Source organism: Endozoicomonas ascidiicola (assembly GCF_001646945.1).
GTDB lineage: Bacteria > Pseudomonadota > Gammaproteobacteria > Pseudomonadales > Endozoicomonadaceae > Endozoicomonas > Endozoicomonas ascidiicola.
In genome coordinates this window covers 209899-229594 of the sequence record NZ_LUTV01000007.1, presented here as the reverse complement: position 1 = coordinate 229594, position 19696 = coordinate 209899, and the positions used below count along the sequence as shown (strand labels likewise).

The window sequence follows — 19696 nt, the reverse complement described above, 5'->3', positions numbered from 1 at the left end:
TTGTTTGCAGCACTGAACGTACTTACAGGAAATATTATTGGTCAATGCCAGCAAAAGCATACTCATGCAGAGTGGCTGAAGTTTTTGAAACAGATTGATCGGGAARCCCCAAAAGATAAGTCTTTACATCTTATCTGTGATAACTACGCAACTCATAAACATCCGAAGGTAAAAGAGTGGCTGGAAAAGCACCCGCGATTCCACGTTCACTTTACACCGACATCAGYTTCATGGATGAACATGGTTGAGAGGTTTTTCCGAGATTTAACCACACAGCGTTTACGTCGAGGGGTATTCAAAAGTGTTCCAGAGCTTGTGGAGGCAATAGAGGAATATATCGAAAAACATAACGAGAAGCCCAAGCCGTTTATATGGACAGCCAAGGCTAATGACATACTGGAGAAGGTAGTTCGAGCTAATTGCCGCTTAAGCAGCAAAAAGAACGGCGCACTACACTAGATGCGCAGAGTCCGATGCCAAAGGACTCAAAGGACAGGGAATCGATATTTCTTCTTCGACAGAAGCCGGCGCGACACCCTGCTCACTTTCCACTGTCTGGCCAACTTTATCCACCAACCTGAAAGAGAAAAAGACAGCCAACAAGGAAAACACGATACCACCAATAGCCTGCCCGGATAACACACCAAAGGCACCATCCATTTCACCACCCACCATAATAAACGGCACCGTACCAATAGTGGCCTTCCCCCAATTAAATAACGTGGACCAGCCGGGCTTACCCAGGTTATTAAACGACGCATTTGCAACAAACAAAGCACCGTTAAAGACAAAACTGATAGCAATCCATGTGCAGAAAAAATGGATCATCTGTGACGCCTCCCCTTTCGTACTGAAAAGCACGACAAGAGAGTCTTGCACCAGGAAAACAATCATTGAGACAACAGTTATATACACTGTTGAAAATAGATAGGCGTTTTTGAGGCTTTGCTTTACCCGATCAATTAACAGGGCACCATAATTTTGACCAACGATCGGACCAATGGCACCCGACAGGGCAAACACCACCCCAAAAGCGACAGGGGTTATACGCCCGATAATCGCATAGCCTGCGACGATACCATCACCAAAGCCTGAAATCTCCCGCATAACCAGCACAGAGCTGATTGGCATTGCCAGATTGGTGAGAATAGCGGGTATCGCAATACGCAGAATGTCGCCTATATCCCGATAAAACTGCTGCAGATTTACCCTACGCAACAACTGGTGAACTTTGATAACGCCGTAAGCAGATGTACAGAAAATAGTCACCCGAGCACAAACAGAAGCGATCGCAGCACCTTCTATGTCCATATTCAGCATGAAAATAAACACCGGATCCAACACTGCATTGACAGCCCCACCGGCTAACGTGGATGCCATCGATCGTTTTGCATCCCCCACAGCCCTTAGTGCCGCACCAAAACACATGCCAATTGCCAGCACTGGCATCGAAGGAATCATGATATTCAGGTATTGAACAGCCAGAGCATGAACCTCACCTTGAGCACCCACCAGATCCAAAAGTTCCGGGATGCACATCCAGACCACCAAAGCAATCACACTGGTGGACAGCGCGCCAAGAATGCCCGTATTTGCCAAAAACTGACAAGCACGATCCCGCTCACGAGCACCGATCGACTTTGACAGCAACGCCCCCGTGGCAATAGAGAGCCCAATACCAATAGATGTGGTGACAAATAAGACGGTGCTCGCATACCCAACAGCGGCTGCAAGAAATTTCTCCCCCAACAGACTGAGAAAAAACAGATCCAGCATATCCACCACAAAAAGCGCAGTAAACCAAAACTCACTTGAAACCATCGGTTTTATTTTGGTTTTGGCTTAACCGGTTTTCTGAGCACCTCTTCCTCCTCGTCAAGAGACGTCTTGGTATGGAGTCTGTCGGCTAACTCGACTGGTTTTTGGTTAATCTGCACGCAGAAGGCTTTGACATTCTTCACCAGTTCATCTTGGGTGCTATGACAATAATGATAAGTTACCTCCTCTCTCAACCAACGCCAAAGAGCCTCAACTGGCATAAAATCAGGACTGTACGGAGGTAGCCAGACTAGCTCTATTTTTAGATTTTTTGCAGCCTCGCAGACGTCAAATGACCGATGATAGGACGCACCATCCCAAATAACAGTAATTTGTCGTTCAAGATTCTCCTGTCGAATACGCTCCAGAACATTCACAGTATGTTGTGAATTGCCTTTGGGGTATGGCCAAATCCTAACCTGGCCCTCGTTGTAGTAATAAATCCCGTAAAACGTGACTTTGGATAGCCCTGGAGAGCAAGAAGACACAAAGAGTCTACCGCCTTTAGCTGACCACCCACTACCGATATCCGTATCCTGATGAATGTGCGCTTCGTCAATATAAACGATCAGTTTTTCTTGCCTGGTTGCCTGCTGAAGTAACGGCTCAAGCTGCTTCAGATAGTCTGCTCTTTTTTCAGGATCGGCACGATTCAGGAGCTTCTTCGCCTTTTTCCAGGAGATATTATTCCTTTTCAAAACACGGCGAATAGTTTCCCGGGAGCAAGTAAAGTTCCATTTCACCTTGCACCAGTTTACTAACCTTTTAAGAGTCCAGCGAGGGAGTGACGACTTTTCAGCATTTGCAGCGGCTTCAGCCGAACGGTGGATGGCTTGAGTGATGATTGAGGTAACGGTTAGACAAAAGGGGGGTGTCCGCCTGTACGCTTATACTGCAGAGCCTTTGGGCCGAATTCATTATAAGCTTTGATCCATTTCCACAAGGTGTGTGTTGCGCGTTTGGTGCTGMAGGCCACCTGTGAAGCGGATTGCTCACAACAGACTTGATAAAGGGCCATAAAGCGTTCGCGCGTCCTATGGTGAGGTTCTGATAATCCAGATTGATAKAGGCATTCTGGGGATTGATTCCATTTATCGTGTAGGACTTTAAGCATGAATCGAATAGTTATGGCAAAAAATGATCTGTAATTATACGTCTTGAATCGTTTTTCGTTTCATGCTTCGGATCAATTTATCTGCTCATTTAGAACCGTATGTTTCAAATGAGTTTTGGTTTAATACCAACGGCATTACTCAAGCTCATTACAGTGATATGCCGCATGGTTGAGCCACGGGTAAAACGGGCATGAGGCATAATCGGCCTGTCGTGTTATCAACATTGAAAGGATGAAATCGAGAGTGAAGATATACCCAAAGGATTTCAAGTTGCTACGCGGCGCAAGTGAGCGAAGCCCCGTGAGCCTACAAATAGTAGGTGATCGGGGTGAGCGAGCACCCGAGGGCATAAACGCAGCCAACAAACTGGCAACTTGAAAGGCGCCGAGTATATTAAAAATTCTTACTGAACATAGCACCGCCTTCTCATTCAGAACACTGGTCAGCATACATCTTACAAACTGCAGTCGCGGGGAAGCAGTCTCAAAATCATTATCAAGCTGCAATAGACGGTTTTTTTTGGCTCTTTTGAATTTCAAGTGGGTAAGCAGGCATTGTTCACTCTGGTAAAATCCAGCTTACCTGTCAGTAAATGAACCATGACTGTGAAGTGTGGTTTCTTGTAACCTCGGGCTTTTCGCTTGGCTGCCTGTATCACTGAATTCAAACCTTCCAGTAGACCATTATTGATCTGGCTTTCTTTCCAGTTCAGAACACCATCCCAGTGTCGTTTGATGGTCTTTGCAGCTTTTACCATGGGCTCCAGTCGGCTGTGGGTAGCCCAGAAGTACCACTTGTTTAGCCTTGCCTCAAACTCCTCTTTGCTAGGTGCCGTATAGATTTGCTGAAAGGTTTCCCTTATTTGTAAGGCTCGCACCGACTTCAGGTTAAGTCCGGGCATAGAGAGTTCATCTCGTTTCGCTTTCTGTTTTGCTGTCAGATTACTTTCGTTTTTCAGAAGCGCATAGCGTGCGCCAACCAATAACGGGTTAGTTTTCGCCTCTTCTTTGCGCACGCTGTTTACTGCCTCGTTGATAATCTTGACGATATGAAACTTGTCAAAGGTGATACTGGCTTCGGGCAGTTGTTCCCGTACGCCTTTGATAAAGGCTGGCGACATGTCGCAGCTAACCTGCTTGATGTTCTCCGCCTTACCATTGTGTTCTTCCAGATCGGTCGTAAATGCCTTGACCGTTTCGCTGCCTTTGCCATCGGTGACAAATACAGTACGTCTTTCTTCAAGATCGACGAACAAGGTTATGTAATCGTGCCCCAGGGCAGATGACGTTTCATCCATGCCAATGGTGTGGAGTTGGCTGTAGTCTTCTTCAGCCCGCGCTGTAGTGACGTAAAGCTCCAGCAGTGACCACAGTCGGTAATCAGAGGCCCCGGTCAACTTGCTGACATGATGCACCGGCATTGAACGACACATCTGAAGTAGGAAGGCTTCGAACAGAAGAGTGAAGCCATTCAGCTTTCCACTCCAGGGCGGAGAAATCAGGCGAGGCTTGTTATCGCCTCTTTTAACTCGTGGAACACGGGCATGCAGATAGCACTCGTGTTGGAAGAAATTCATATGCCGCCACTCTTTTCTTACAGTGTCGTATGCTTTGTATTCCTTGCCTGCAGGGTCTTCTGGGTCTTTGAATGTGGTTCCTCGTTGAAAGTTAATGAATATGTCCAGACGCGATTGATCTGCATCGAAATTCAGGKACTCAATGTACCAGGGAGAGGTGATGCCCAGGGCTGTCTGAAACAGGTCTTTCATGGGTGATTTATGGCAGGTTCTGCAACAAAAAAGAAGGTGGGCAAATATACACTTACCCACTCATTTTTCAAAAGAGCCTTTTTTTTGTTCTGGGCATATGATCCACTTTGGAAAATGTTACCTCTCATCAATCGAATCTCAGAAAGTAACATCGATAGATCAAACATTCCCAAATAACACAACGCTTCTGAACGAAATGCAAAGCATGAAAATTCCTGATGAGCCTATCATAAAAGCCTTTCCATACACCCAAGACCCTGAAGTCAAAAAAATGGCATAGCTCATGCTTACTTTTTTGTAATGTGTCGATTGGGATTTAAGGGAATAAATTCAGAGCCGACACATAATACCCTCGTAAATTTTGAGTATTTCAGTAATGAACAAACCAACACGCAGCTGCATGGAAGCCTACCTGAGACAGATGGGCATTATGACGTTGCCAGCGAATCCTCTAGAGCTTGAAAAAGAGTACTACCGCCAGATTTACAAGGTACAATCTCGGGAAACGGCTCTAACCATACCCACAACCAAAACCGCCAACCGCCGGCACGCACAAACCAGAACAAATATTGCCCGGTAAACCCGCTATGAGCCCGTTATATCTGAACCCAATTGCCGCTCCAGTCGTCTTTGCCGGGTAACGCCATCAATGGTGAAGATGATCAGAGCAGTCCAAATTAAGCCAAAGCTCATCAGCTGCACTTGCCCAAGGGGCTCTCCGTAAAGAAAAACACCCACCAAAAATGATATAGAAGGTGCCAGATACTGCATTATGCCCAAAACGGTCATTGAAAGTGCCCTCGCAGCTATGTTGAACAACACCAGAGGCACTGTAGTAATGAATCCAGCCAACGATAACAATAAGGCATTTTCGGGGTCAGCGAACCTGAACGAGTGCTCAGCATTACCTGCCAGCCAGATAAAATAAACAGCCACTATTGGCATCAGCAACAGCGTTTCCACCGCCAGACCTGCGGCAGCATCCACATTAAGCCTTTTTCGAAGCAACCCATAAAATGCAAAACACAGCGGCAAAGCAAGGGCAACCCAGGGCAGTTTACCCAGGGCGGTAGAATCGGATTTACGTCCGTTCCGATTAAAGCCATTTTAAACGTCACAAGGTAGGCTAAAAAGCTAATTTTATGCGTCTCTTGTAACTTCAGGAGATAACATACCTTGGTTTATATAGCTAAATTTTTCATTTTCTGCATGAACGTACATCCGATTCTATCGCCCTGGCAGTTTACCCAAATAGAAAATCTGCAATAATACGGCAGCTAAGGCAAAAAACACCGCGAGAGCCTGTGCTCTGCTAAGACGCTCACCAAAAAAGCAGTACCCCACCAAGACGATAAAAAGTGGGTTGATGTAATACCCCAGACTGGTCTCCAAAATTCGATCGTTAGTGACCCCCCAGATAAAAATGAGCCAGTTTGCCGCAATCAACAGGGATGTCAGAGCCAGACCACCCAGCAACCTGGGCGTTTTAAGAATATCGATCAACACGCTCAGTTGCCGCCGGCACAGCAAAAACACCAACAGCAATATCGATGACCAGAAAACTCGATGCCCCAATACCTCAAGGGGAGGCACCTGCTCCAGAAATTTGAACTCAACAACCACCGGCTAAAGTCGGTGGGTTAGATTTACGGACTGAAAGTCCGGATACGCGTCCAAGACGCGTTAGTATTCAGTCCTGAAGCTATCATCTACTTTGGGCTCAAAATGATGATCCAGATACTCCTTGATCATCTCTTCAGTCACCTTTCCCGATGTGACACAAAAATAGCCTCTTGCCCAAAAATGCCTTCCCCAGTATCGCTTCTTCAAATCAGGGAAACTTTCAAACAATCTTGTAGACGACCTTCCTTTGACCCTCCTCATTATTTCACTCGGAGCCATATTCGGAGGCGCTGACACAAACAGATGTACATGATCCTTACTAATCACTCCCTTAAGAATCTCTATCTCAAATGCCTGGCACGTTTCTCTTATCAGCTCCCTGGCTCTTAAGCCAACATCTCCCTTGAGCACCTGATACCGGTACTTCGTGACAAACACAAAGTGGTACTGAATATTAAATACTGTGTGACTGCCATACCTGTAGTCCATCGCAGAACCTCTACATCCAGATAACTGCGACAAAATATCATAGCTAAAGCTGACCGGCTAAAGCCGGTGGTTTTAACCTTACGAAAGACTAATAAATAGGGATAAGGCCCCATAAAACAAAAGCACCAGCAGCAGACGCCAAGCCTGATTGATTCTCAGCGAGTTTCACCCGTCCCCCGAATTCTGAGTCATAAGTAGTTAACCACATGAAATCATATTTTCTGACTTAGTGTAACAGGAAATAAGGGGTGTTATAAATCAATAGGTTACATAAATATCAACCACTTACAGATGTACTTTGGTCTAACCAGTACTGGTTATTGCTGGTTAGAACTGTTTTCTTTCGACACTTCTACGGCATATATACGACTACAGCCTGTTAATAAGCGGCGGAATATATGCCTTATGTAAGCAAAAGAAAACAGTGTTTATTAGTTCTATGGTGCATAATTTATGTGAGTTTTTAACCATTAGGATTGGGATATCATAGTAAACAAAGTAGAGTTATGAGGCTTGGAGATGTTTAAAGTGAGGGAGGGATTCAAATCCTTGCAATACACATATATATCTTTATATTTCAACAGGTTACAGCGATGCAAAATTTCAAAAAGTGTCCAAATAGGTCAATAAAGGTCAATGGCGCTAACTTAAGAGATCACTTCTGATACATCTTACGTCTGCGAGCTTGTTTCCTTGTGTGTTGAAGCTTGCGTATCGGTTTAGGGCGTCTCTTGTTTGCCCTCGCTTCGCGCCGCCCGGGACGATCCCCCACTCTATGCTCACCAATAATATCAGCCATGTGATCCAGCAAGTTATCAATAACCCCTTTCGCTGCCTGCAGCAGTAAAATATGAAAACTCTTCAACGTGTCATGGGCAGCTTTGAAGCTCACCTCTCTGGGAGTATGTCCAATTTCTTCTGCCGCCTTTGCCATTAAAGCTCGTATCATGTTGTATACCAGCAAGTGGACATCGATCTCCTTGCGTACCATGGCAGGGCTTTCGCAGCGAAGTATATCCATTTTCATCATGGTTTTAATGGATCTGAAATCCAGTTCCACATGCCAGCGCTCCACGTAGAGCTTAATGATCTCTTTTTTGGGATAGGTTTGTGGGTTTTTCAGAGTAGTGATGATGATTCGCTTTTTGTTTCCAACCGCTCTGACTACCAACTACTCTGGCATTTGGTCGTAAATTTCCTGACTCATCCAATCCGGACGCCTTGGACGTACCAGTCGAAATAAACCATCCCGTTTGCCCAACTTTTCCTGACATTTCCGAAAGTCGATGTTGCGGGAGCCGTTCTTTTCGAACACAGCATCAACGCCTGTTTCGAGCAACTGTACAAGGAGAAAATAGTTTTCAAAGTTTGCGTCAGCCAGCAGGATATCACCGGCATCAAGGCTTGATAGCATCTGTCTCAACAGCGCCTGCTCACCAGTCCCTTTTCCCTTACAAGCTGTTACCGATGAGTTCAGTACAGCACCGCTGCCCAGTGCAATCAGAACCATAATTCTTAATTGAGGAAAACCCAGCCCCTTTTTTTTGTGATTTGGGCTGAGGGTATTCAGCCTGGTTTGCCTCGGTATCTGGCATGGATAATTTTGATCCATCCGCCAGAACTACACGTTTTTTATGCCATAGATAAGCCTTATGAGTTCCTTTATCAAGGTTGTTGCCTGAGGTATGGAGAAGTGATTTTACGGCCTCTTCCAATAGTCTCTGCCGTGCCTGACAGTAAGGGCCTGTTGTCGTTTCATTTTTCTCTTTCCCAAGAGCTACCTGGTCTCTGGCATCATCAATTAAGACATTGCGGCAGGATTTAGTATCACTGGCCACCTGCTTCATGAAGAGTGAGAGGGTTTTGCACGCTGGATATTTTCGTTCTCTCTTGGTGATCTTTTTCTGAAAATCTGCCAGATCCTGCGTAGTTAGAATGGCAGAAAGGTCATCCTCTGCTGTTTGTGCAAACTGGCGGAGGAGTTCATCAGCAACTGCGCTCATTTCTTGGTTATGCTTAGTCATGGCTTCCTCGAGGGGTATTTAATCTGACAGCTTTTTACTGCTGTTTTGCTTCTCGGGCAAGCCTTATAGATAGGGAGTTAAAGTCTTAAGTTAGCGCCATTGCAATAAAGGTGGTGATAGGTCAATGTGGTGGACACATTTTGGACACCTGAAAAAAATAAAACGACGATGGTATTTTATTTGAATTTTCACATTCCTGATGCTCTGCAATACATAGCACTGATAATGGATGGATGAGCAATGCCAGTGAGCAAAGGTATGTTAAATGCACAAAGAGACTCTTAATACAAAATTTATCTCAATTTGCTAAAACGTATGCACAATGCAAGACCCGACCCCGATATGATTTGATCAATCAGAAAGGCAAGAAACATCAGACAAGTAAGATTGCTTGACAGATTATCTTCACCATGACCAAAGTTGTGTTCCAGACTGTAACCCAAATTCTTCAGTGTATTGAGCGTTTCATTTTCAATTAACCACCTGGCGCGTCCTCCCCGCATGATTTTCATGCAACACATATGGTTGTGAATTGGCAGACTGGTTACCCAGCTATTGAAGTATTTTACTTTCCCATCAGGATCCGTTTCCACATAGTTCACGTAATTGACTATAAAGTCAGGGTGTGATTTATTGAGTGGAACGCCATTTACGTAGTGAAACGAGTGCCGATGCCCCCGTTTGTCGGTATAAGTGAATCGCTGAACTTTGCCTTCCCGGTCCAGATCCTCAACGCTTTCCAACAATGCCTTATGATCCGTGTCCTTGGCGACAGCGATAAAATGGTGGCCATAAGACCGAACGAGTTTAAGGGTTGGTCCCTTGGAATAGAGACCATCTAAACCCAACACCAGTTTAAGGTGGTAGTGTTCTCTGGCGAGGCCTTCCAGGATGCGTTCAAGGGCACGCACTTCACAATCATTTTTAGAAGCATCTTTTTGTTGGGTAATCGGTTCAGGCATTAATGGAAGAACCGTTTTCAATCCGGGCTTTACAAGACAGATTGCTGATAACTGATGATAGTAAACAGTTGTTTTTTTAGGGTTGTCAGCGTTTTTTGTGCAACAGTTTTTACAGCTGATGGACTTTGACGTAAAGGTTTGTGTGCCATCAATGGGAGCCAGATAGCCCTCTTTAAAATATTGGAACTTTTTTAGTTTCCCGCCGCTGACAGTAAGCAAAGCAGGCGAGAAACAGTGGGCGAAGATGTTTTATCTGAACGAGGTCAATAATTGATCTCAGATAGGTATCACATGGTATGCGCTCAACGTGATACAACCTCTTGGCATTTTCTTTAATTGTTGGCTGTTCCCGTTTGTCGTCGCAGGCCAGTAATGATGAATTTTTGTTATGAAAAACACCAAGGGCATACATAAAAAAATCGGAAATGGAAATATTTGATGAACGCCCTTTCTGTGAGCGAGGATCGGGAATCTCTTGAACTTTTTCAAAAACAAGATCAATGAGATCAGCGGTAACCGAAGAATTATGAGAGGAAGGCATATGACACTGCATTGGTATTTTGCCAAAAACATCCTCTATTTTAGACTGCGAAGCTGATATTGTCCTACAAGCTTACAGCCCTTGGTAGCAGCGGGATTTAAGTTATTGCGGGAACTGCTGGTACCCTGTGGGTATTGCCCAGTTGCCCAAAATAACTTACTCGTTCCACAATTTAAAAACGCCATTGGTATTACTCATGATCACGGTTTATAGCTAATGCATTCAATAAGCAGCTGTAGGCATGTATAGCATTCAATCGCTTTCCTGCTAGGTCAAATTGATCCTTTTTAACTTTTTTGACGACATCATGGCACATACTTACTTTCTCAGAATATGAATAMCCCTCCTTCATACCAACCCAGAAATCATTGTAGCCGTTATATACCCCTTGTACCATTGCGTGAGTGTAGATTGGGTTCACCCTTCGTTGTTCATGCCTTTTTGTTACTGCTTCCTGATACTGGGCAGTCAGTATAAAGTCACATGCTGACGATATAAAGGCTCCTATTGTTTTAAAAATATATTTTCTCCTTTGTTTTTTATAATGTTTAATAAGCTCTTCCTTCAAATCAGGTTGTTTTAGGTTACAGAAAGAGTGTATAGCAATATTTCTGGGAATATCTTTTGAGTATTTTGAACTCCGCTTTTGCAAACATTTAAAGGTATGAAATGCTTTTTTGAAAAGCTTCCCTGATTCGGGATCAGTTGTAGCATCTTCTTCTAAATATTTATTAAATGATTCTGCGTAACTTACAAGCAATTGGTCATATATTTCCTGTTTTAATTGCTTGGCACATGATGTAAACGCTTTCATGCCTGGTGTATTCCATCGATGAACAAAGTCTTTAACGGCGGTAACCATTCGTTTTCTAAGTGGTAAGTTTTTGAAAGTTGTACTTTGTGTTAATACTTTTACCTTATTATCCTTAGCTATAATTTGTATAGCATACTTCCTATTTCTAGCGCCAAATTCATATGTCATCGGAGCATCTTGGCTTTTGAAAAAATCGTCATTAATTTTTCCTGTCGCCACACTTTTAATGGTTGTGGTATTAACGTGACTAACAAAATCCATCCAACTTGAGTTCATAATATATCTCTCCCTGATAATAGTTAATCATGCGAACTATGGTTGTCCTTATCCTAAAAAAAACTAAGTAAAGATTACCGACTGAATGATTTTTGTTCAATAACAGACAGGAAAGTAGAACTAACAAACTGATAGAGACATTCGTCTAAGAGGCTGACTGAGACTAGCGCCCATAGCGAGAATGACAAATAGTTTAGGATGAAAACTTGGCCTTATGAGGCGAATAGCCAGCTATTTAACGAATGAGAGCGAACTTTCAGACCGATTTTTTATCCTCTCAGTAGAGCAGCTTATTCTTGATCAGTCTTCTGAATTCTCAGTTGACACCACTGCCAACCACATCAACCCAGGGTGATGTTCATGATCTTGCTTAGAACCTAAATCCTGCAATCGACTTCTCAGACGACAAATACCTAACGAGCTGAGCATTTTGTTTTCCTGCCATCCCGTTTATTGAGTGAAATTCATACGGCCAAGTTTATTCAAGACATATCAGCAGGTCGTTTTTCCTACAAATCATTCCTGGTTCTATTTTCAGCCCACGACAGCACCTTCCACATACGAAGAATGTCTGTTTTTTGTACGACTATTCGTGACTATCTAAAGGCAGTCACCAACCGCCAACCGCCAACCAGGCATCCCATTCCGTTTTATAAAGAACGTCCTTGTTGCTGCCAATGGTTAACTGTCTTCCACCTGTTAACAGATGTCCGGCAACTCTTATCAAGTAGCAACGAATACTTTCCGGCTCCCACTTTATCAGTTGGCGATTCCCGCTGAGCATCCCCATCCAGCGGGTCGTATTATAAGCTAGTATTGCACATTGCATGAGTGCACTGTTCGCCATGAAATCTGCGGTTTTGATCTGTCCAAGTGCAGGGCGATAGAATCGGATGTACGTTCATGCAGAAAATGAAAATTTAGCTATATAAACCAAGCTATGTTATCTCCTGAAGTTACAAGAGGCGCATAAAATTAGCTTTTTAGGCTACCTTGTGACGTTTAAAATGGCTTTAATCGGAACGGACGTAAATCCGATTCTACCGCCCTGTGTCCAAGTGCCATCTGGTTTTTGCTCTCTTCTATCCAGGTTTCACAGGTTGCCCGTTTGCCGAAGGCCTTATGAATCTCCCATGCGCTTAGTGATTCCGTCGTAACGTAGCAGAAATAGTCATACTCGGGCTTCGGGTCTAACAATTCACCTTGAGCATTCTCTGCCTTGCTTTCTTTTAGTTGCCGGACAGCAACAAAGCGACGTGCCCGATCCCAGTCGCCGCAACGATGTTGAAATTCACACCACTCCCAACCCGGCTGACGTACGACAGGTTGCCAGTGTTGCGGAATCAGCAGTTTATTCAGGTTCTTCAACTTGACCTTCACGAGATAACGATGCCCCAATCCTTCCAGATATGAGAGTAACGGGCCACCAAAGTAGCCGCTGTCAGCCCTGAAGAAAATCTTCATGTGGGAAGGCAGAGTGACCAATAACTGTTTCATAAACTCGACAGAACCATTAGCCGTATAGGCATCACCGCTACGCAGCCATCCCTGCAACAACTCTTTAGTTTCAGCACAAAAGGCCAGTTGTGGGTGATACGACAAAGCACCTCTTTTTTTCTCGTTAAATCCTTTTTTGGCACCTTCCTGAGAGCCGAAGCAGGTTTTGACCGTAGAATCGAGATCAATGGTGATCCGATTCAGTGCATAAACTGTGGATTTTCCGGAACGCAGAGCCTGCTTCCAAACCCTGCCTCGCATTTGATGGATCACCGTTTCCAGTTAAACGACAGTAGCAAAACTAAACAGTTTTAACAGACGCCCAAACTGGCTGTCGGAAGGAATGCGTTGGTAGCGGGCGGACTCACGAAGGATTTGATCCTGCCAGACCGTGCACACTTTCATCAGACTTCAGGCACCAGCCAAAATACCGGTGGTGATCAGTATAATGACATCCGACAGCTGAAACGTTGCATTGGCACCTCGTTCAATGTTGATCCGCTTGTCCAGTACGCCAGACAAACCGAAACGGTTAAGAAAGCTAAACGCAGGGATCAGGCCTGCCTGACTGGTGATCGCTTTTTTAGCCTGAGTGAAGTGAACTTTCCGATGGTTTAACCGTGCTTTCGACTTCTTTTTTGTGCTCATGGAAAAAGTGATGCCTTCTAAAAATGGAAAGGTCACTTAATCCCTTTATTCATAGGATATTGCAAGGGTTTTCTACGGATGGATTGCAGGATTTAGGTATAAGGAAAAGGAACTGTGAGAGCTTGCAGTCAGATCGTCCGAGTCTTCCAGGGCAATCTCATTTGACCAGAAGTCAAATTTGCCCAGACAAAAGCAGTTCTAAATAAGCATCACTGGCAGACGCTAAAAGCCTTTTGGTATAGATTCCTACTTTCTCTGTCTTTTCCTGTTTGAGCATGTTCAATGACATCTGTCGAAAAATAGCCATGTTTTCCGGGCCATGATCTTTACGAATTCGTGATTCATCCTCACGAAATCCTATATCAAGACACCAGTGCAGACTATTTTCCACCGACCAGTGAGCACGTACAGACTCCATAAATTTCATGGCACTGCACAGGTGACTAGCGATAAAATACCGACGCTCTATCGTGATCTTGTCACCTTCATGCCGCTCACTTTCTACGACTAAGTGGACAGTCACTCTGCGGCGTTACAACTCCGGTCACATAGCTACGGCTATGCTCCCTGCGTTGTGCCTTGCATAGCAACTGCCCACTCAGCCAGAAATATTCGATTCCAAATGGTCAACTACTTAGAACCATGAACCAGATAAAAGAAATAAAAGAAATAAAAGAAATAAAAGAAATAAAAGAAATAAAAGAAAATATTTTTATGATATAAAATCCTATCCTGGATATCACAGGGTGGACGTTTGCACTACAAACCCATTGTTTATTTATAATTCTCTGGGGTTCACCCACAAAAAAGCCCACATTCAAGCGGGCTTGGCTGCGAAGAAGAATCGTTACTCAAAGATGATTCGACCTTTATTCTTATCCAGCATTCTATCACCAACGTACTTTACCTCATCCAGATCATCCATAGATTTGAATGGACCATTGGCATCACGGTGCTTCACAATCTCCATGGCAATTCTGGGGCCAACACCGAGCAAACCATCATCAAGCTGCTCTACCGTTGCTTCGTTAATATTAATCTTCGTCTTATCGTGTGAGTGCTTGGGCCCTGCAGCAAAAGAACTGACACTAAAGAATGTAACGATCAAAAAAACTAATGATTTTAAATTCATCTCAAATACTCCTTGATTCTGATAATGAACTGTTACCCTGAGGAGCAATTGACGTCATCTTGACTCATTGCTCCTTCTAAAATCATTAAAGCAACCTAACCGTTAAGATCAATGACAGATTGCGCTGTTTTGACCAGAGGTCTTAATACTCAACCCACTGGCGTCAAACCCAAAACCTCATCCTTGAAAGTCTTGCTGGGTGGCGTTTCGCCAATCCAGACCCGAAGAATTAAGTTAAATAAGCGCTTGTCGGAAACAATCATTCCTTTTTCTTCACCAGCGATCTCGATTCTCACACCTTGATCAGGCAAATACTCAAACACTGCTTGATCACCCCTTTTCATCGAGCCATCCACCAGCGCAAGCAGTTCGGCGATCTCATCTTTCATCTCTTCCTGCTCAGCAGGCGGAGTATTCAGCTGAATCGACTCATAGAAAGCATTAGCAATACGACGAGCACTCATTTTGGAAACCAGCATCACAAACGCCATCCGCTGATAACCTTCAGATGCGTAGATCTCTTCAGGGTTACTGGTTGGCTCTGCAAGATACAGGGCACCGATATACCCTTTCACCATTAAATACCAGGAGCGGACAGATGCGCCTTGCAGGTAGATTTCGGAGTCTCCTCCATCCGCAGAGATAACATCCGGCAGATCATAATCATTAATGATCAAGGCGTTTGCCGACATGGGCAACGTGATAAGAAAAACTGCACCGAGCAGAAGCTGACGAGTCATCTGGACTAACATACATCGTTCCTTATTATTATTGGTACCATTAGTACTGCACAGGTACTCACTGGGTAACAGAATACCCTCTGTTGACAAGCACATTTTAACGGAGAGCGTCAGTTAATTGCCAGAACTGTAATGCAAACCACCGCATAAAAATGCTGATTGATGACCACTGGTCATCTTATCAAACTGCCTTAAGCCGGAGCTTTCAAACTCGACCATAATAAATAACACCACCCATTGAAAAACCTGAATAAGGCTCAACATTGATAGCTAGAACCATTATTCAGATCGCTGACGCCATCAGCAACAGAACTCCCAACGTTTTTCTCTTAACCAGCTTATTGCAGATATATCATGACAGATCAGGACTCCAATAACCCCGAAGTACTACTCGGGGATGAAGAAAACCAGGAACCTGGCACAGGACTGGTTCTCCCAAATCAGGCTCTGCCTGACAAACTTTACCTTATTCCGGTATCAAACCGGCCATTCTTCCCTGCTCAGGTTCAGCCACTGGTATTCAGTAACAAAGAGTGGGGAGAAACTCTCCAACGCGTGGGTCAGAGCCCTCATAAAGCCGTAGGCCTCAGCTTTGTCAGCAGAATGTCGGAGGATGATATTGCGCCAGACGACTTCCCCGAAGTGGGCTGCGTGGTCAAAATCCATAATATTGTGTCCGAACATGATCAGGTGCAATTCATCGCCCTTGGCATGCAACGATTCAGAATTCGGCAATGGCTCCGCCGTCGTCCACCTTATCTGGTTCAGGTGGAGTATCTCGATAACACCGAAGACAACAGCGATGAAGTCAAAGCTTATGCGCTGGCACTGATTCAGGCGATCAAAGAGTTGATCCCACTGAATCCGCTCTACAGTGAGGAGCTGAAAAACTATCTCAACCGGTTCAGCCCAAAAGACCCATCCCCACTCGCTGACTTCGCAGCCGCTATTACTACTGCGCCTGGTCAGGAATTGCAGGAAGTACTGGACACCCTTCCCGTCCAGCGACGCATGGAAAAAGTACTGGTCTTGATTCGTAAAGAGCAGGAAGTTGCCCGACTGCAAAGTGAAATCAATGCGGAAGTGAATCGCAAAATCAGCACGCACCAGCGGGAGTTCTTTCTAAAAGAACAGCTCAAAGTTATTCAGAAAGAGCTGGGCATCTCCAAAGACGACCGCACCGCTGAAATCGAAGAGTTTCAGCAGCGCATGGAACCCATGGTGGTGCCCGAGCACGCCAAAAGTAAAATAGAGGATGAACTGAAAAAACTGTCCATTCTGGAGACGGGTTCTCCAGAATACGCCATTTGCCGGAATTATCTGGACTGGGCTACCTCTATCCCCTGGGGTATCTATTCAGAAGACAACCTTGACCTACCTCAGGCGCGGCAGGTACTCAGCTCAGATCACGACGGCCTTGAAGACGTCAAAGATCGTATTGTTGAATTTCTTGCGGTCGGTGCTTACAAAAAAGAAATTGCCGGCTCCATCATGCTTCTGGTCGGTCCTCCCGGTGTGGGCAAAACCTCCATTGGCAAATCTGTTGCCAAAGCATTGGATCGAAAATTCTATCGCTTCAGTTTGGGCGGCATGCGGGATGAGGCAGAAATAAAAGGACATCGTCGTACTTATATTGGCGCTATGCCCGGCAAACTGGTTCAGGCTTTTAAAGAAGTCGAAGTGGCCAATCCGGTCATCATGCTGGATGAGATTGATAAAATCGGTGCTTCTTATCGCGGCGACCCTGCTTCCGCCCTTTTGGAAGTGCTGGACCCCGAACAAAATGCGGAGTTTCTGGATCATTATCTGGATATGCGCATTGATCTCTCCAAAGTGCTCTTTATCTGCACAGCGAACCAGATGGATACCATCCCCGGCCCGTTAAGAGACCGAATGGACGTCATTCGCCTGTCCGGTTATATCGCAGAAGAAAAAGTCGCCATAGCCAAAAATCATTTATGGCCAAAACAATTGAAAAAAGCAGGGCTGAAGAAAGGCCAGCTAAAAATCTCGGACGCCATTTTCCGCAAGATCATTGATGGCTACGCCCGTGAATCCGGTGTGCGCCACCTGGAAAAACTACTGCAAAAAATTATCCGTAAAACTGTCGTTCGCTTTCTGGAAAACGATGAGAGCAAACTCAGCGTCACCGGCAAAAACCTTGAAGAATTTCTGGGTGCGCCTTACTTCCGCCCAGATAAAACGCTGGCAGGTGCCGGTATCGTTACCGGCCTTGCCTGGACGTCGATGGGAGGCGCTACCTTACCGGTGGAAGCCTGCTTAATTCATCAACAACGGGCTGGCTTCAAACTGACCGGAAAGCTTGGCGATGTCATGAAAGAGTCTGCTGAGATTTCTCACAGCTACATGACCAGCAACGCCAAAAAATACAGCGTACCCGAAGACTTTCTCAAGAATGCCTTTATCCACTTGCACGTGCCAGAAGGTGCCACGCCAAAAGATGGCCCCAGTGCCGGTGTTACCATGACAACTGCACTGATCTCACTGGCTCGCGACATCAAACCGTTAAAGAATCTTGCCATGACCGGTGAATTGACACTGACCGGTCAAGTGCTGGCTGTCGGTGGTATTCGGGAAAAGGTCATTGCTGCACGGCGACAGAATATCAAAACCCTGATACTGCCAGATGACAATCGCAGAGACTTTGACGAACTGCCCGACTACATCCGCGAAGGACTCACCGTGCATTTCGCCCAGAAGTACGACGATGTGTTTAAAGTCGCCTTCCCTACCCCAAGCGCTAAGAAAAGTGCCGGTAAGCGCATTAAAAAATAAGTGTTAAAAAAGCACCATTAAAAAAGCGCCATCCGAAGATGGCGCTTTTTACTTCACTATCATAGCAGCGGTAACTAATACCGTTTGGACACGCTAGTGAGCATCCTTAGTATGGTCCCACTTCATAAATCCCGCCACATTTCATAAGACATTTATCGTCTATAAAAAACACCTGAAATCAGGTTCAGTGCTTTGCTGCAGCCAGATAACTTTTTACCGTCGTAACAATCGCTTGGGTCTGACTGTCAATTTCAAGGTTGATTCGATCACCCACCTGAGAAGTGCCAAAGCACGTCACCTTTAGCGTTTCGGGGATTAAGTGCACACAAAAACGGTCATCTTCCACTTTATCGCCAATGGTAAGACTGCAACCATTTAAGGAAACATAACCTTTAGAAAGAATATAATCTTTCCATTTCGGATCAAATTTGAAGAAGATGGTGACGTTATTTTCTTCTTTAATAACGTCGCATATCTCAACCGTGTCGTGAATATGGCCAGACAACAGGTGTCCGCCAATCTCATCACCAAACCGTGCCGCCCGCTCGATATTAACCTTACTGCCTTCCTCAATATCACCAAGGTTAGTGACCCGCAACGTCTCCTTCATCGCATCAAAACTGACACCGTTCTGATCAAAAGCGACAACCGTTAGACAACAGCCATTCACCGCAATACTCGCACCGATCTCAAGCTTGTCCAAAAGCTCTGGCGGCAGCTGCACCGTAATACGATTAAGCTCATTAAACTTTTCAATCCGGCTAACGGGAAAATAGCCTTTCACAATGCCTGTAAACATACACTACTTCGCTTATGACTTAATAAATCTTATGGCTGTCTTGAGCGCAGACAATGCACCAATCGTTCAAGAGCAACCAGACTGTCTGGGGTATAATTTCGGTGATTCCGGTTTGATAAAATATCTTCTGGTGATTCCATGACCACACTGGCCACTTCTTCTTCCTGCAACACCAGAGGTCCATCATAGCAGCAGGTGTACACCCTGCCCCAGACCTGGCAATCATCATTCTGAAAATAAAAGTGGAAGTGAGGGGTAATCGTGACACCTTCAATCCCCATTTCTTCAGCCAACTCCCGGGAGGCGGCCAGATCATAGCTCTCGCCTTCGGTGACCACACCGCCAGTTGCCGGATCATAGTAGCCAGGATAGATATCTTTGCTCAGAGTTCGCTCCTGAACATACAACTGGCCTTCGCCGTTAAACACGAACACGTATGTTGCTCGATGACAAAGCGCCTCTTCTCGCATTTGCCCTCTGGGCACCGCCCCTAAGACAAAATTGTGATCATCTACGACCACCACACTCTCTACTAAAGAGTCTACAGACGTTTCCACAGACGGTTGTACCTCTTGCTGACCAGGCATCGAGATCTCCTGTTGCTGTCATCGTTTTTTATTATGACAACATCTTATATCAAGGGAATATTAAGCG

The 19696-nt window shown here is 45.0% G+C and carries 26 protein-coding genes; 4 read left to right on the top strand and 22 right to left on the bottom strand.

All coding sequences use genetic code 11. The annotated features are described in order from the left end of the window. Positions 1-459, top strand: a 459-nt coding sequence (locus AKL11_RS20155; protein WP_157673685.1) for an IS630 family transposase, incomplete at its 5' end; no start/stop codon positions are given. Here AKL11_RS20155 and AKL11_RS20150 read toward each other — a convergent pair. From AKL11_RS20150 to AKL11_RS20140, 4 genes are all read right to left on the bottom strand, one after another. Then, a complete protein-coding gene (locus tag AKL11_RS20150; protein ID WP_095210563.1) occupies positions 451-1821 on the bottom strand; it encodes an MATE family efflux transporter in 1371 nt (456 codons plus the stop codon). The genes AKL11_RS20155 and AKL11_RS20150 overlap by 9 nt on opposite strands. Before the next feature lie 5 nt (positions 1822-1826). After that, on the bottom strand, positions 1827-2648 hold the full coding sequence (locus tag AKL11_RS20145) for an IS630 family transposase (RefSeq protein ID WP_245673284.1): 822 nt from the start codon (positions 2646-2648) through the stop codon (positions 1827-1829). A 26-nt stretch (positions 2649-2674) separates the two neighbouring features. Then, positions 2675-2932: a helix-turn-helix domain-containing protein gene (locus AKL11_RS26715; protein WP_366556869.1), complete on the bottom strand. Its 258-nt coding sequence runs from the start codon at positions 2930-2932 to the stop codon at positions 2675-2677. Between the two features lie 536 nt (positions 2933-3468). Next, entirely contained in the window at positions 3469-4701 is a 1233-nt protein-coding gene (locus AKL11_RS20140; protein ID WP_067521205.1) for an ISL3 family transposase, read from the bottom strand. Here AKL11_RS20140 and AKL11_RS20135 point away from each other — a divergent pair. After that, a complete protein-coding gene (locus tag AKL11_RS20135; protein ID WP_067521201.1) occupies positions 4700-4981 on the top strand; it encodes a hypothetical protein in 282 nt (93 codons plus the stop codon). The two genes, AKL11_RS20140 and AKL11_RS20135, sit on opposite strands and share 2 nt — an antisense overlap. 96 nt (positions 4982-5077) lie before the next feature. Further along, positions 5078-5281, top strand: a complete 204-nt coding sequence (locus AKL11_RS20130) for a hypothetical protein (protein WP_067521197.1) — start codon at positions 5078-5080, stop codon at positions 5279-5281. 5 nt (positions 5282-5286) lie between these two features. Here AKL11_RS20130 and AKL11_RS20125 read toward each other — a convergent pair whose 3' ends face one another. The 16 genes from AKL11_RS20125 to AKL11_RS20060 form a co-directional block, all read right to left on the bottom strand. Then, positions 5287-5688: an EamA family transporter gene (locus tag AKL11_RS20125; protein ID WP_067521193.1), complete on the bottom strand. Its 402-nt coding sequence runs from the start codon at positions 5686-5688 to the stop codon at positions 5287-5289. Between the two features lie 240 nt (positions 5689-5928). Further along, positions 5929-6324, bottom strand: a complete 396-nt coding sequence (locus tag AKL11_RS20120) for an EamA family transporter (protein ID WP_067521189.1) — start codon at positions 6322-6324, stop codon at positions 5929-5931. 60 nt (positions 6325-6384) lie between these two features. After that, a complete protein-coding gene (tnpA, locus tag AKL11_RS20115; RefSeq protein WP_067515084.1) occupies positions 6385-6813 on the bottom strand; it encodes an IS200/IS605 family transposase in 429 nt (142 codons plus the stop codon). A 655-nt stretch (positions 6814-7468) separates the two neighbouring features. Beyond that, complete coding sequence (locus AKL11_RS20110; protein WP_067521186.1) at positions 7469-7984, bottom strand: transposase; 516 nt, start codon at positions 7982-7984, stop codon at positions 7469-7471. After that, positions 7985-8227: a hypothetical protein gene (locus AKL11_RS20105; protein WP_067521181.1), complete on the bottom strand. Its 243-nt coding sequence runs from the start codon at positions 8225-8227 to the stop codon at positions 7985-7987. It lies immediately after the preceding gene. A 37-nt stretch (positions 8228-8264) separates the two neighbouring features. Then, entirely contained in the window at positions 8265-8837 is a 573-nt protein-coding gene (locus tag AKL11_RS20100) for a hypothetical protein (RefSeq protein WP_067521176.1), read from the bottom strand. 293 nt (positions 8838-9130) lie between these two features. Continuing rightward, on the bottom strand, positions 9131-9799 hold the full coding sequence (locus AKL11_RS20095) for a hypothetical protein (RefSeq protein WP_067521172.1): 669 nt from the start codon (positions 9797-9799) through the stop codon (positions 9131-9133). Between the two features lie 172 nt (positions 9800-9971). Continuing rightward, the gene (locus tag AKL11_RS20090) at positions 9972-10340 is read right to left on the bottom strand and encodes a hypothetical protein (RefSeq protein ID WP_067521168.1); all 369 of its coding nucleotides are present in this window, start codon (positions 10338-10340) and stop codon (positions 9972-9974) included. 190 nt (positions 10341-10530) lie between these two features. After that, positions 10531-11430 carry a hypothetical protein gene (locus tag AKL11_RS20085; RefSeq protein WP_067521164.1) on the bottom strand — a complete coding sequence of 300 codons (900 nt, stop codon included), beginning with the start codon at positions 11428-11430 and terminating at the stop codon, positions 10531-10533. A 610-nt stretch (positions 11431-12040) separates the two neighbouring features. Continuing rightward, positions 12041-12277, bottom strand: a complete 237-nt coding sequence (locus tag AKL11_RS25340; RefSeq protein ID WP_172807338.1) for a hypothetical protein — start codon at positions 12275-12277, stop codon at positions 12041-12043. A gap of 155 nt (positions 12278-12432) precedes the next feature. After that, on the bottom strand, positions 12433-13188 hold the full coding sequence (locus tag AKL11_RS20080) for a transposase (RefSeq protein ID WP_067521159.1): 756 nt from the start codon (positions 13186-13188) through the stop codon (positions 12433-12435). 21 nt (positions 13189-13209) lie between these two features. After that, a complete protein-coding gene (locus AKL11_RS26515) occupies positions 13210-13332 on the bottom strand; it encodes a hypothetical protein (RefSeq protein WP_281180462.1) in 123 nt (40 codons plus the stop codon). Between the two features lie 6 nt (positions 13333-13338). Continuing rightward, on the bottom strand, positions 13339-13575 hold the full coding sequence (locus AKL11_RS20075; RefSeq protein ID WP_157673682.1) for a hypothetical protein: 237 nt from the start codon (positions 13573-13575) through the stop codon (positions 13339-13341). Between the two features lie 172 nt (positions 13576-13747). Then, on the bottom strand, positions 13748-14098 hold the full coding sequence (locus tag AKL11_RS20070) for an ISAs1 family transposase (protein WP_157673681.1): 351 nt from the start codon (positions 14096-14098) through the stop codon (positions 13748-13750). 324 nt (positions 14099-14422) lie between these two features. Further along, entirely contained in the window at positions 14423-14707 is a 285-nt protein-coding gene (locus AKL11_RS20065; RefSeq protein ID WP_067521149.1) for a ComEA family DNA-binding protein, read from the bottom strand. 149 nt (positions 14708-14856) lie between these two features. Next, entirely contained in the window at positions 14857-15459 is a 603-nt protein-coding gene (locus tag AKL11_RS20060) for a chalcone isomerase family protein (protein ID WP_067521145.1), read from the bottom strand. A gap of 342 nt (positions 15460-15801) precedes the next feature. On the opposite strand from AKL11_RS20060, the gene lon reads away from it, so the two are divergent. After that, positions 15802-18243 (top strand): endopeptidase La, encoded by a 2442-nt coding sequence (gene lon, locus AKL11_RS20055; RefSeq protein WP_067521141.1) that lies wholly within the window; start codon positions 15802-15804, stop codon positions 18241-18243. Positions 18244-18427: 184 nt separating this feature from the next. On the opposite strand, the gene AKL11_RS20050 is transcribed toward lon, so the two are convergent. Both AKL11_RS20050 and yfcD read right to left on the bottom strand, forming a co-directional pair. After that, a complete protein-coding gene (locus AKL11_RS20050) occupies positions 18428-19042 on the bottom strand; it encodes a riboflavin synthase (RefSeq protein WP_067521136.1) in 615 nt (204 codons plus the stop codon). Positions 19043-19071: 29 nt separating this feature from the next. Next, positions 19072-19629, bottom strand: a complete 558-nt coding sequence (gene yfcD, locus AKL11_RS20045) for an NUDIX hydrolase YfcD (RefSeq protein WP_067521134.1) — start codon at positions 19627-19629, stop codon at positions 19072-19074. Positions 19630-19696: the final 67 nt, after the last annotated feature.